Source organism: Streptosporangium sp. NPDC002544 (genome assembly GCF_040295965.1).
GTDB lineage: Bacteria > Actinomycetota > Actinomycetes > Streptosporangiales > Streptosporangiaceae > Streptosporangium.
Window position 1 is genome coordinate 327621 of record NZ_JBEOWJ010000003.1, and the last position, 12444, is coordinate 340064.

Annotated in this window: 11 protein-coding genes; 10 read left to right on the forward strand and 1 reads right to left on the reverse strand. The window is 69.6% G+C overall.

Annotation, left to right across the window (positions count from 1 at the left end; genetic code table 11):
* The first annotated feature begins 18 nt into the window (after positions 1 to 18).
* The 7 genes from urtA (at position 19) to ABT061_RS06310 (ending at position 7316) form a co-directional block, all read left to right on the forward strand.
* Entirely contained in the window at positions 19 to 1254 is a 1236-nt protein-coding gene (gene urtA / locus ABT061_RS06280; protein ID WP_350913270.1) for an urea ABC transporter substrate-binding protein, read from the forward strand.
* Positions 1255 to 1373: 119 nt separating this feature from the next.
* Positions 1374 to 2240: an urea ABC transporter permease subunit UrtB gene (gene urtB, locus ABT061_RS06285; RefSeq protein ID WP_350913272.1), complete on the forward strand. Its 867-nt coding sequence runs from the start codon at positions 1374 to 1376 to the stop codon at positions 2238 to 2240.
* A complete protein-coding gene (urtC, locus tag ABT061_RS06290; protein WP_350913274.1) occupies positions 2237 to 3346 on the forward strand; it encodes an urea ABC transporter permease subunit UrtC in 1110 nt (369 codons plus the stop codon). Before urtB ends, urtC begins: the two co-directional genes overlap by 4 nt.
* A complete protein-coding gene (gene urtD, locus ABT061_RS06295; protein WP_350913276.1) occupies positions 3343 to 4101 on the forward strand; it encodes an urea ABC transporter ATP-binding protein UrtD in 759 nt (252 codons plus the stop codon). The genes urtC and urtD overlap by 4 nt, the downstream gene beginning before the upstream one ends.
* Entirely contained in the window at positions 4079 to 4768 is a 690-nt protein-coding gene (gene urtE / locus ABT061_RS06300; RefSeq protein ID WP_343978534.1) for an urea ABC transporter ATP-binding subunit UrtE, read from the forward strand. The genes urtD and urtE overlap by 23 nt, the downstream gene beginning before the upstream one ends.
* Positions 4769 to 4881: 113 nt before the next feature.
* Positions 4882 to 6255, forward strand: a complete 1374-nt coding sequence (locus ABT061_RS06305; RefSeq protein WP_350913280.1) for a transporter substrate-binding domain-containing protein — start codon at positions 4882 to 4884, stop codon at positions 6253 to 6255.
* Positions 6252 to 7316, forward strand: coding sequence for a hypothetical protein (locus ABT061_RS06310; protein ID WP_350913282.1), 1065 nt, complete (start codon positions 6252 to 6254; stop codon positions 7314 to 7316). Before ABT061_RS06305 ends, ABT061_RS06310 begins: the two co-directional genes overlap by 4 nt.
* On the opposite strand, the gene ABT061_RS06315 is transcribed toward ABT061_RS06310, so the two are convergent.
* Positions 7310 to 7555 carry a DUF2630 family protein gene (locus ABT061_RS06315; RefSeq protein WP_350913284.1) on the reverse strand — a complete coding sequence of 82 codons (246 nt, stop codon included), beginning with the start codon at positions 7553 to 7555 and terminating at the stop codon, positions 7310 to 7312. The two genes, ABT061_RS06310 and ABT061_RS06315, sit on opposite strands and share 7 nt — an antisense overlap.
* Positions 7556 to 7849: 294 nt before the next feature.
* Here ABT061_RS06315 and leuA point away from each other — a divergent pair, with 294 nt between their 5' ends.
* The 3 genes from leuA to ABT061_RS06330 all read left to right on the forward strand — a co-directional run bounded on the left by leuA (position 7850) and on the right by ABT061_RS06330 (position 11972).
* Positions 7850 to 9562 carry a 2-isopropylmalate synthase gene (leuA, locus tag ABT061_RS06320; protein WP_350913286.1) on the forward strand — a complete coding sequence of 571 codons (1713 nt, stop codon included), beginning with the start codon at positions 7850 to 7852 and terminating at the stop codon, positions 9560 to 9562.
* A 198-nt stretch (positions 9563 to 9760) separates the two neighbouring features.
* Positions 9761 to 11455 (forward strand): FUSC family protein, encoded by a 1695-nt coding sequence (locus ABT061_RS06325; RefSeq protein WP_350913288.1) that lies wholly within the window; start codon positions 9761 to 9763, stop codon positions 11453 to 11455.
* 13 nt (positions 11456 to 11468) lie between these two features.
* A complete protein-coding gene (locus ABT061_RS06330; RefSeq protein WP_350913290.1) occupies positions 11469 to 11972 on the forward strand; it encodes a MarR family winged helix-turn-helix transcriptional regulator in 504 nt (167 codons plus the stop codon).
* Positions 11973 to 12444 lie beyond the last annotated feature (472 nt).

A 12444-nucleotide genomic window follows, 5' to 3' on the forward strand; every position in this document is an offset into this window, starting at 1 on the left:
CGGCAAGGAGGAAAGTCATTGAGGAAGACAGCATGGTGCTCCGTGGTGGCCGTCGCGGCGCTGGCCGCGACGCTGACCGCCTGCGGCGGTGAAGCCCCTGCGAACAAGGACGCGGCTGCCGCGAGTGGCGGTGACGGAGACATCAAGGTCGGCATCCTGCACTCGCTGAGCGGCACCATGGCCATCAGCGAGGTGACCGTCAGAGACGCCGAACTGCTCGCCATCGAGGAGATCAACGCCGCCGGGGGAGTGCTCGGCAAGAAGCTGGTCCCCGTGGTGGAGGACGGCGCGTCCGACTGGCCCACCTTCGCGGAGAAGGCCACCAAGCTCATCCGCCAGGACAAGGTCGCCACCACCTTCGGCGGGTGGACCTCCGCCAGCCGCAAGGCGATGCTGCCGGTCTTCGAGCGGAGCAAGGCCCTGCTGTGGTATCCGGTGCAGTACGAGGGCCTGGAGAGCTCGCCGTACATCTTCTACACCGGCGCCACCACCAACCAGCAGATCATCCCCGGCCTCGACTACCTCAAGGAACAGGGCAAGAAGAAGATCTTCCTGGTCGGCAGCGACTACGTCTTCCCCCGGACCGCCAACAAGATCATCAAGGCGTACGCGGCGGCGAACGACATGGAGATCCTCGGTGAGGAGTACACCCCGCTCGGCCACACCGAGTACAGCACGCTGACCAACAAGGTCCTCCAGGCCAAGCCGGACGCCGTCTTCAACACCCTCAACGGCGACAGCAACGTCGCCTTCTTCAAGCAGCTCAACAGCGCCGGGGTCACCGCGGAGAAGATGCCCGTGCTGTCGGTGAGCGTCGCCGAGGAGGAGGTCAAGGGCATCGGCGTCGACAACATCGCCGGCCACCCCGTCGCCTGGAACTACTACCAGACCACCGAGAACGCGGCCAACGAGAAGTTCGTCGCCGCGTTCAAGGCCAAGTACGGCGCGGACAAGGTGACCTCCGACCCGATGGAGGCCGGATACAACGCCGTCTACCTCTGGGCCGAGGCCGTCAAGAAGGCCGGCAGCGTCGAGGTCGAGGCGGTCAGGAAGGCGGCGGGCGGCATCGCGCTGGACCGTCCCGAGGGCCTCGTCACCATCGACGGTGAGAACCAGCACATGTACAAGACGGCCAGGATCGGGGTGATCCAGCCCGACGGCCTCATCAAGGAGGTCTGGAACTCCGGCCAGCCGATCAAGCCCGACCCCTACCTCAAGGGCTACCCCTGGGCGAGTGGCCTGGCCACCGGCTGACCCCCCTCAAGACCGGCTCCGGACCGGGCCGTGACCAGATCACGGAAAGCACCGTGGCGCGCCCACGACGCGGCGCGGCCCGGTTCCGGAGCCACACACTCGTAGGAAGGGGACCTTCGGTGGAGGCCTTTCTCAACCAGCTCCCGATCGGCCTGTCCATCGGCGCCGTGCTGCTCCTCATCGCCCTCGGGCTGACGTTCACGTTCGGTCAGATGGGCGTGATCAACATGGCCCACGGCGAGTTCATCATGGCCGGGGCGTACACCGCCTACCTGCTCCAGGACCTCACCGGCCGGATGGCGGTGATCGTGGCCCTGCCCGTCGCCTTCCTGGTCGCCGGGCTGATGGGGCTCATCCTGGAACGGGCCGCGATCCGGCACTTCTACGGCCGCCCGCTCGACACCCTGCTGCTCACCTGGGGCGTCAGCCTCGTGCTCCAGCAACTCGCCCGCGACCTGTTCGGGGCGCCCAACGTGCAGGTCCAGGCACCCACCTGGCTGCAGGGCGGCATCGCGTCCCTGCCGTACAACCGGCTGTTCATCTTCGGCCTGGCCGTCGCCACGGTCATCGGCGTCTGGGCCTACATGAACCGCACCGGCGCCGGCCGCCGGATGCAGGCCGTGATGCAGAACCGGCAGCTGGCCGCGGTCAGCGGCATCAACACCGCCCGGGTGGACCAGCGGACCTTCTTCATCGGCTCAGGGCTGGCCGGGGTCGCCGGGGTGGCGCTCACCCTCATCGGCCCCGTCGGCCCGGCGCTGGGCACCTACTACATCGTCGACGCCTTCCTGGTGGTCGTCGCCGGAGGGCTCGGCCAGCTGCGCGGCGCCGTCATCGCCGCCGCCGGCCTCGGCCTGCTCAACTCCTACGCCGAGTTCTGGAGTGACGCCAGCCTGGCGAAGGTCATCGTGTTCGCCGCGATCATCGCCTTCCTCCAGTTCCGCCCGCAGGGCCTGTTCGTACTCCGCTCGAGGGCGCTCACATGAATCTCACCCGCCTCAAGGGGCCGGGGCTCTTCGCGGCGGTGGCCGTGCTCGCCCTGGTCGTCGCACCGCTGCTGCTGGAACCCTTCCGCCTCGGCCTGCTGGCCAAGTACCTCTGCTTCGCGATCATCGCCCTGGGCATCGGACTGGCCTGGGGGCAGGGCGGCATGCTCGTCCTCGGCCAGGGCGTGTTCTTCGGGCTCGGCGGCTACGCGATGGGCATGCACCTGAAGCTGGTGGACGCCCAGGGAGACCTGCCCGACTTCATGGTCTGGAGCGGGGTCGAGCAGCTGCCCGCGCTCTGGAAACCGTTCGCCAACCCGGTGTTCGCGCTGGCCATGGTCGTACTCGGGCCGATGCTGATCGCCACCGTGCTGGGCCTGCTGGTGTTCCGCCAGCGGGTGCGCGGCGCGTACTTCGCGATCCTCACCCAGGCGCTCGCCGCCGCGTTCGTCATCCTGCTCGTCGGCCAGCAGGGCCTGACCGGCGGCACCAACGGTCTGACCAACTTCTTCGATCTGTTCGGCCAGGACCTGGCGGCGGACTCCACCCAGCGCGGGCTCTACTTCGTGGTCGCGATCGTCACCGGGCTGCTCTACCTCGGTGCCCGTCAGCTGGTGGGCAGCCGCTTCGGGCGGCTGCTCGTCGCGATCAGGGACGGCGAGGACCGCGTCAGGTTCCTCGGCTACGACCCGGCCAGGGTGAAGACCGTCGTCTTCGCGATCTCCGCGGGCATGGCCGGGCTGGCGGGTGCCCTGTTCGTGCCGGTGGTCGGCATCATCTCGCCCGCGCTGCTGGGGGTGGTCCCCTCGCTTGAACTCGTCGTCGCGGTCGCGGTGGGCGGCAGGTTCGCCCTCGCCGGGGCCGTCCTCGGCGCGGTCGTCATGGGGTACGCCAAGACCTCCTTCAGCGAGCAGTTCGCGGACGGCTGGCTCTACCTGCAGGGCGCGCTGTTCATCCTCGTGATGACCCTGGCCCCCAGAGGGATCCTCGGCCTGGCGGCGTCGGCCCGCGACGCCCTGGCCCGGCGGTCGAAGCGCCCCACGGCCCCGGAACCCCCGCCTGCGGACGACGCCCCCGGCAGGAGAGTCATGGAGGAGGTCGGATGAGCCCGATCATCGAGGTACGCGGGCTGTCGGTGGTCTTCGACGGCTTCCGCGCCATCGACGGCATCGACCTGACCGTCGAGGCGGGGGAACTGCGCTTCCTGATCGGCCCCAACGGCGCTGGGAAGACCACGCTCATCGACGTCATCACCGGCCTCACCCGCCCCACCACCGGCGAGGTCGTCTTCGACGGCCGCAGCCTGGCCGGCCTGCGCGAGCACAGCATCGTCAGGCTCGGCGTCGGGCGTACCTTCCAGACCTCGGTGGTCTTCGAGGAGCTCACGGTCCTGGAGAACCTCGACCTGGCGGCCTCCTTCCGCCGCCCGCTCTGGTCGCTGGCCCGGCGCAGGCGCGGGATCTCCACGGCCGTCGCCGACGCGCTGGAGACCACGGGGCTGCGGGAGCTGGCGGACCGGCCCGCGGGGGTGCTCTCCCACGGGCAGCGGCAGTGGCTGGAGATCGGCATGCTGCTCACCCAGAGCCCCAAGCTGCTCCTGCTGGACGAGCCGGTGGCCGGGATGTCGAAGGACGAGCGGGAACGGACCGGCGAGCTGCTGACGTCCGTGGCCAACGACCACACGGTGATCGTGATCGAACATGACATGGAGTTCCTGCGCAGGTACGCCTCGCAGGTCACCGTCCTGCACGAGGGCAAGGTGCTGATCGAGGGCTCGGTGGACCAGGTCCGCGACGACCCGCGCGTGCAGGAGGTCTATCTCGGAAGGAAGCGCGGAGATGCTGTCAGTACAGGATCTTGACGCCGGGTACGGCAGGGCCCGGGTGCTGTTCGGGGTCTCCCTGCGGGTGGAGCCAGGGCAACTGGTGTGCGTGATGGGCCGCAACGGGGTGGGCAAGACCACCCTGCTCAACACCGTGATGGGCGTGCTGCCCGCCACCGCGGGTTCGGTCACCTTCGAGGGCCGGGACGTGACGCGCCTGCCGCCGCACGAGCGGGTACGGCTCGGCATGGCGTACGTCCCCCAGGGGCACGAGACCTTCCCTCAGCTCAGCGTGCTCGGCAACCTTCAGGTCACGCTGGAGGCCTCCGGCGGCCCGCAGGAGGCGCTGGAGGAGGCGCTGGAGACCTTTCCCCGGCTGAAGCCGCTGCTCAAGCGGCGTGCCGGATTCCTGTCCGGCGGACAGCAGCAGCAGCTCGCGATCGCCCGCGCGCTCGTCACCCGGCCCAGGCTGCTCATCCTGGACGAGCCCACCGAGGGCATCCAGCCCTCGATCATCATCGAGATCGAGGAGGCGATCGAGCGGCTGCACGCCTCCGGCCTGTCGCTCCTGCTGGTCGAACAGTATCTGGACCTGGCGCTCCGCCTCGCCGACCGTTTTCTCATCCTCGACGCCGGGCACGTCGCTCATTCGGGGGCGGTGGAGGAATTACACGGGGAGGAAATTCACCGCCTTCTCGCTGTGTGAACCGCACTATTTCATATCAAGAAAGTCGTATTTGATCTCTTCTTGATGAAGAACCTCCCGCTGCGGGCGGTGGCGGCATAACCTACCCAGCAAAAAGGGAGTCCGGGGGTGTCATGGCGGAGGAACCTGCGGACGGGGGGACGCGAGCGGAGGGGACACCGGACCCTCCCGGGAGTCACGGTCGCTCCGACCGGCAGCCCGGCCGCGAGACCGGCAGGCCGGCCGACGACGAGCGCGAGGGGCGATCGGGCGCCGAGACCGGCGGATCGCCCGGTGACGATCGTGACCGATGGTCCGACGATCGACATGACCGTGAGCGGCGCTTCGACGGCCGGTACGAGCGCGGCCGGTGGGACGACGACAGATACGGTCAGGAGCGCCGGTTCGACGAGCGATACGAGCGTGACCGGTGGGACGACGACAGGTACGGCCGCGACCCGCGGCCCGGGGATGTGCGGCCCTTCGAGGACGCGTACCCCGGGGCGCGGATCGATCCGCCGGGGACGCCCGCCAGGCGCGGGTTCCGCCGGTTCCGGCTGACGGCCTGGATCGCGCTGGTCGTCGCAGCGGTCGTGGTCGGGGTGTCCATCGCATGGGTGAACGGGCCGCCCACCGAGGCCGAGCTGCGGGAGAAGGCGGGACTCCTCAGCAAGGACAGGCTCCGGATCGGGGTGAAGGACGACACCCCGGGCATCGCCCTGCGGTCGAAGGACGGGAGCGGCTTCGAGGGCTTCGACATCGACATCGCCTACATGATCGCGGCGGATCTGGGCTTCCGGCGCGACCAGGTCGAGTTCATGTCCATCGAGACCGAGGACAGGGCGCGCATGCAGGCCCGGAACGAGAACGGGGAATTCGTCAGGGTCGACCTCGTGGTGGCGACCTTCAGCGTGACGCCCGACCGCAAGGCGGACCCCTCGGTCGGCTTCTCCACGCCCTACCTCTTCACCGAGCAGTCGGTGGTGACCAGATCCGACTACGAGGACGAACACGTCGCCTCCCTGGGGCAGCTCGAGGGCAAGAAGGTCTGCTCGCTCGGGACCTCGACCTCCCTGGTCGAGCTGAGCAAGGCGATAAGGGGCAATCCCATCGCCGAGGGCCTGATCAGCAAGTGCGTGGAGCGTCTTCAGAGGGGCGACATCGACGCGGTGACCACCGACGCGGCACTCCTGGCCGGGTTCGTCGCGCAGGACAGGAACCTGCGCCACCACGACATCGCGCTGGAGAAGACGGAGATGTGGGCTGTCAACGCGGGGCCCAACGCCGCGCTGCGCACCCTGGTCGACCTCGCGCTCTACCGTTCCTACGCCGATCCGCAGAACCAGCGCTGGGAGGAGGCGTACAAGACCCACATCGAGCCGCTGCTGAAGACCAACCCGGGGGTGAACGTGGCCCAGGCGGAGCAGCCGTGCGCGCTTCCCCCGCCGGTGCGCCGCTGGCCGTGGGAGCGGACCCTCCCCGTCCAGGATTGTCCCTCCGCACCTTGAAGACCGACAGGCGGGTCAGGGACGCGCCGAGGAACCAGGAGTGGTTCCTCACGCTGCTGCCGGTGTTCCCGATCGTCCTGCTGGTGATGCGGCTGTGGTACGCCAGCCGGCAGGACACCCAGACGCTGCTCCTGCTCGTGCAGACCATCAGCCCGCTGGGCATGCTGAGCGCGATCCTGCTGACCACGGTGTGGGTGCTGCCCGTCGTCGTCGTCGGCGGCCGGCTCCTCGGCACCCTCTGCTGGATCAGCACGGGCCGCTCCTCATGGCTGGTGCGCGCGGCCCGGCGGCTGCCCGGCTGGGTGGCGGGCCTGGCCGTCGTGGTGGGCGTGGGCACCTGGCAACTGCGCTTCCTGCCGACGCTGATGATGTTGTCGCTCGCGCTGGCGGGCCTGATCGTGCGCGAGCGGTTCCCGGCCCACGAGGAGTTGCGGACCACGTTCTGCTACGCGCTGCCGCTGATCGCCGCGGTGCTGTCGTACGTGCTGCTGTGGCCCGCCATCGTCACCGCGTTCGCCGAGCGGGACATGGCGACCGCGATCCTGCTGACGCTTCCCCCGGTGTGCGCGCCGCTGCTGACCGGCCCGGTGCCCGCGGCGTCGGCCAGGGTGCTGACCCATGGCATCGCGATCGCGATGGCGGTGTTCACCCCGTTCCTGGTCGGCGCGGTCGTGATGAGGGCGCCGATCCTCCCGCTGATCGCCCTGGAGATCACCGGGGAGGAGTCCTCCGAGGTGCTCGTGGGCTACATGGTCGCCAGTGACGACCTGATGACCACGGTCCTGCACCGCGACGGTGCGGTGAGCTTCATCTCCAACGAGCGGCTGCGGTCGAAGGTGCTCTGCCCCGACCCCGGCGAGGTGCCCAGGACATGGGCGAACCTGCACGGCTGGTACGTCGAACAGAGCGTGATCTCCTGGCTCGCCCCGGTCTCGCAGCGGACCCCGGCCGATTCACGCTGCGAGGGCCGCCCGGCCGCGGAACCCGCTCCCGTCCCACCGTCCCCGTCCCCGACTCCGACCCCGACTCCGGCAGGGGCCTTCGGGGCGGGCGGTCACTGACGGTAGTCCTCGACCTCGTCGATCGGGCGGGGCGCGGCGGAGTCGGGGTCCTCACCGAACTCGCGGCGTGCCCGGCGCTGCCTGAGCAGGTCCCATGCCTGGTCGAGAGCCTCCTCCAGCTGCTGGATCCGGTTGTTCTCCTCATGCGAGGAGATCGAGTGCGAAGTCAGTCTCTTCCGGAGCTCCCGCTCCTCGGCGATGAGTTCGTTGATGTGGGCGAGGATGTCGACGTCCCTCATGGCAGTTCCCCCTGTCAGAGTTCTCCTCAGGTGACCGTACCGTCGGAAGCCGAGCCGGTGGCGCCGGCGTGCTTCGCGTCGCGTGCCCATCCTCGGAAGGACTCCCGGAGATCTTCGAGTTCCGCCATGTGAGACCGGGGCTCGGGCATTCGGACCCGTCTGATAGCGTGCTATGCATGCTGCGCGGGCTGCTTCTTAGCTGCCGCGACGAGGGCCTGTAAGGGCCGGCTCCCTCGTCGCGGAGCGAGCCATGCGTGTCGGCCACGATTGTTTTCCCAGTCGAGGAGCCTTTGCATGTATCCGCAGCAGCAACCCAGCCCCATGCCGTTCAAGCGTTATGAGTCCTTCGCGCCGATCCGGCTGGCCGACCGGACCTGGCCGGACAAGGTCATCGAGCGGGCACCCCGGTGGTGTGCCGTCGACCTGCGTGACGGCAACCAGGCGCTGATCGACCCCATGGACCCCCACCGCAAGCTCAAGATGTTCGAGCTGCTGGTGAAGCTGGGCTACAAGGAGATCGAGGTGGGCTTCCCCGCCGCATCCCAGACCGACTTCGACTTCGTACGGCAGATCATCGAAGAGGATCTGATCCCTGACGACGTGGTGATCCAGGTCCTGACCCAGGCCAGACCCGAGCTGATCGAGCGGACCTTCGAATCGGTGCGCGGGGCCAAGCAGGCGATCATCCACCTGTACAACTCCACCTCCACCCTCCAGCGCAGGGTCGTCTTCGGCCAGGACCGCGAGGGCATCACCGCGATCGCGGTCGAGGGCGCCAAGCTCTGCAAGAAGCTGGCCGCCGAGATGGACGGCACGGAGATCTACTTCCAGTACTCCCCGGAGTCCTTCACCGGCACCGAACTGGAGTACGCGGTGGAGGTCTGCGACGCCGTCAACGACGTGTGGCAGCCCACCCCCGACCGCAAGGTCATCATCAACCTGCCCGCCACCGTCGAGATGGCCACGCCCAACATCTACGCCGACCAGATCGAGTGGATGCACCGCAACCTGGCCTATCGCGACTCGATCGTGCTCTCCCTGCACCCCCACAACGACCGGGGCACCGCCGTCGCCGCCGCCGAGCTGGGCTACCTGGCCGGGGCGGACCGGATCGAAGGCTGCCTGTTCGGCAACGGAGAGCGCACCGGCAACGTCTGCCTGGTCACGCTGGGCATGAACCTGTTCTCGCAGGGCATCGACCCGGAGGTCGACTTCTCCGACATCGATGAGATCCGCCGGATCACCGAGTACTGCACCCAGCTCCCCGTCCACCCGCGCCACCCGTGGGGCGGCGAGCTGGTCTACACCGCCTTCTCCGGATCCCACCAGGACGCCATCAAGAAGGGCTTCGAGCACCTGGAGCGCGACGCGGCCGCCGCCGGCGTCCCGGTCGAGGAGTTCACCTGGGCGGTCCCCTACCTGCCGATCGACCCCAAGGACATCGGCCGTACGTACGAGGCGGTCATCAGGGTCAACAGCCAGTCGGGCAAGGGCGGGGTCGCCTACATCATGAAGGCCGACCACCAGCTGGACCTGCCGCGCCGCCTGCAGATCGAGTTCTCCCGCGTCGTCCAGGGCCGCACCGACGCCCTCGGCGGCGAGGTGAGCCCGGCCCAGATGTTCGAGATCTTCACCGACGAGTACCTGCCGAACGAGGTCGGCCCGTGGGGCCGGCTGGGCCTGCTGGCCCACCGCACCGCCTCCCAGGGCGACGAGAAGGACGCGATCAGCGCCGACCTGCGGATCGACGGGGAGATCCGGGAGGTCGAGGGGGTCGGCAACGGTCCCATCTCCGCCTTCTGTGAGGCCCTGGCCAGGGTCGGCATCGAGGTTCGCGTCCTCGACTACGCCGAGCACGCCCTGAGCGCCGGCACCGACGCCAAGGCCGCCTCCTACATCGAGTGCGAGATCGCCGGCCAGGCCCTGTGGGGTGTCGGCATCGACGCCAACACCACCGCCGCCGCGCTCAAGGCCGTCATCTCCGCGGTCAACCGCGCCAACCGCTAGTCCCCACGACCCGCCGGGGCAACGCGTCCGACAACGATCCACAAGGTCATCTGTCGCCTGTTCGACCGCGCCTCCCGCGTAACCCGCGGACGCGCGGTCGAGTCGTCTCGGCAGGTGGCCGGGGCGACGGGGAAACCGGTCGTCCTGCCGCCATATGATTTATAGGTAAAACACTTGCTAATCATATGAACGGGGATCATGAAGGAACAGCCGGGCGGACGGACGCGGCGGCTGCCGCTGAGGGGAGTGTTCCGGCTCGGCCGGTTCGGCGACATCTGGCACAAGCACGCGCTCAGCGCGGTCATCGCGCTGGCGATCCCCGACCTGATCCTTCTCGCCATGGGCCGGCTGGATCTGGCGGTCTACACCTCCGCCGGAGCGATGTGCGCCCTGTACGCGCACGGCCTGCCGTACGCGGCGCGGGCGCGCAGCCTGATCTGGGTGGCGCTGGGCATGATCGGCGGGGTGGGGGTGGCGCTCGTCGCGTCCGGCCTCACCCGGTCCACCGCGATCCTGATCATCGTGTCCGCGGTGCTGGCCGCCCTGCACAAGGTGGTCTGCGACGCCACCCGGATCGGCCCGCCCGGGAACCTGATCTTCACCTTCATGGCCGCCACCTGTGCCTTCATCCCCCAGCGGCTCAGTGAGGTGCCCTTCCACCTGGCGCTCGCCGCGCTGGGCGCCCTCCTTGCCGCTCTGGTCTGCATGGCCCCGGCGCTCGTCCGGCCCGAGGGCCCCCAGCGGATCGCCGTCGCCCGCGCGCTGGAGGCGGTCGCGCGGCTCCCGCGGGCGGCCTCCTCGGGATGCGACCCCCAGGACGACACCCCGGCGCGGATCACCCCGGTACCCCGGGTCCGCCATGACGCCGCCGCGGCGGTGAACGCCGCCTGGCGCACTCTCCTGCCGGTGCCCGCGAGCCCGAACCGCGGCGCGCTGGAGCGCCTGCTGGTACACGCCGAGGAGACCCTCGCGACGGGTTTCACCACCGAGGCCGCCCGGCTGACGGGCTGGGCCACCGACCTGCGCCGGAACCGGCCGCTGCCTCGCACGAGCCTCACCGAGAACGAGGCCGCCGAGTTGACCGGCATCGCGATGGAACGGGCCGTCCGGAGCCGCGAGCCGAGTGTGCTGCGGGCGTTCCATCCGGCCTCCGCGCTGTTCCCGATCGGGATCAGGGTCGCCGTCGGCTCCGCTCTGGCCGGGCTGACCTCGATGGCGCTGGGGGTCGGTCACCCCTACTGGGCGGTCGTGATGGCCGCCTCCGTCTTCCAGGCCAATGCCATGCTGTCCTGGCAGCGGGCGCTGCAGCGCGCCCTCGGCAGCGTGTTCGGACTGCTCGCCTTCACCCTGCTGCTGCCGATCAGCCGCACCGGGCAGCTCGCGCTGGTGTTGCTGGTGCTGCTCCTCCAGTTCTGCACCGAGGCGTTGATCACCCGGAACTACTGGCTCGGCACGGTGTGCGTGACTCCGATGGCCCTTCTGCTGACCGAGTTCTCCGGGTACCAGCCCGCCGGGCAGCTGATCGCCGACCGCTGGCTGGACACCTGCGTGGGCGTCGCGGCGGGACTGCTCGGCTGCCTGCTGGTGACCAACCGCCGTACCGCCGGCCGGGTCGACGCCGCCCTGCACCGGGTGGCCGTCACCCAGGCCGCGGCAGGACACCTGCTGGAGAGCGGCTCCGCGGGCCCCGGCGACATCTCCCGGGCCCGAGGCCTGCTCGTCGCCGCCCTGGTGGAACTCCGGGAGGCCGCCGAGATCGCCGCCGGCGAGTGGTGGCAGCGGGTGCTGCCGACGGAACAGATCGCCCAGGCCGAGCAGGAAGGCCACCGTACGCTCGCGCGCCTGAGGGGACCCGCCCGGGATAGAGTCGCCTCAAAGTCGATCAGCGGGTGAGGGAAGCGGGGGCGTGGAGGACATCGTCGCGCAGGTGATGCGCCAGTGGCAGCGTGTCCACCCGGGGCTGGACACCGCGCCGATGGCCGTGATCGGCCGCCTCAACCGCTGTTCCCTGCTGATCCAGCAGGCCGCCGACGCGCCGCTGCGCGAGCACGGTCTGACCCGGTCCGAGTTCGACATCCTCGGCGCGCTGCGACGGCTGGATCGGGAGCTCACCCCCAGCCAGATCGCCAGGGAGACCTTCGCCTCCGGCGCCGCCGTCACCAAGCGGCTACGGTTCCTGGAGGAGCGCGGACTGGTGGCCCGCCGTCCCGACGACCGGGACGGGCGGGTGTCCCACCTCTCGCTCACCGAGCAGGGCCGTACGCTCATCGACCGGATGCTCCCCGAGCAGGTCGACTACGACGCGTCGCTGCTGGCCGGCCTGGCCGTGGAGCGGCAGCGGGAGCTGGCGGAACTCCTCGGCGAGCTGCTCCTCCTGCTGGAGGGACGGCCGGGCGTCCGGTCGCTCTGAACGTGCGCCGGTGCGGGCGCCGTCACCTGGCATCCTGCTTCCGCAGTGGCGACCGGCGGTACGAAGCGGGTTCGGCCGAGGCCTTTCCAAACTGGTGAATTCATGGCATTCCACGGCGAGTCGCTCCGAGGTGCCCCATCGTTAGCGACATAGCATCTTTCCAGTTCAGGGCGTAATTCGCTCCCCCCGAACACACCGAAAACGACATTTTCGGCTATGTACGAAATTCGTATTCATCGGGGGAATTCATGCGATGTATCTTTGGCCTGGCCACCGCCGGGCTCGTCCTTCTCAGCGGCACGACGGCCGCCGCGGACGCGCTGCCGCAGCCGCCGGGCCGCGGGCCCGACCCGGCCGTGGGCCGGCCGATCGCCGATCCGCCTCCGTGGCCGCCGCGGCCGATGCCTCCGGGACCCGGATCGATCATGCTGCCCCCGCGACCGCCGCTGCCTCCGGGGCCGGGGCCGCTGCC